Below are 570 nucleotides of genomic sequence, written 5' to 3'. Positions count from 1 at the left end.
CAGTACAAGTAGTCTTAGTAGTGTCTTTGATACCTACGATTTCTACTTCTTCACCAACCTTGATGATACCTTGCTCAACACGACCTGTTACAACAGTACCACGGCCTGAGATTGAGAATACGTCTTCAATTGGAAGGATGAACGGCTTGTCGATTGCACGCTCTGGCTCTGGGATGTATGAATCAAGCGCTTCACCAAGCTCGATGATTTTCTTTTCCCACTCTGCGTCGCCTTCAAGCGCTTTAAGAGCTGAACCTTGGATAACTGGTAGGTCATCACCTGGGAATTCGTATTCGTTAAGAAGTTCACGAACTTCCATTTCAACTAGCTCTAGAAGCTCTTCATCATCAACCATGTCACACTTGTTCATGAATACGATGATGTAAGGAATACCAACCTGACGACCAAGTAGGATGTGCTCACGAGTCTGAGGCATAGGGCCATCAGTCGCAGCTACTACTAGGATACCACCGTCCATCTGAGCAGCACCAGTGATCATGTTTTTAACGTAATCAGCGTGTCCTGGGCAGTCTACGTGTGCGTAGTGACGAGTAGGAGTGTCATATTCTA

At 46.0% G+C, this 570-nt stretch carries 1 protein-coding gene; it reads right to left on the bottom strand.

Translation table 11 applies throughout. From position 1 onward, the window contains the following. On the bottom strand, positions 1-570 hold a 570-nt coding region (locus IW644_RS20040), incomplete at both ends, for a GTP-binding protein (RefSeq protein WP_269919047.1).

It is taken from the genome of Alteromonas sp. PRIM-21, from assembly GCF_027563165.1.
Lineage (GTDB): Bacteria > Pseudomonadota > Gammaproteobacteria > Enterobacterales > Alteromonadaceae > Alteromonas > Alteromonas macleodii_A.
Note: the sequence above shows the minus strand (reverse complement) of the source record. Positions and strands in the feature narration are given on the sequence as shown.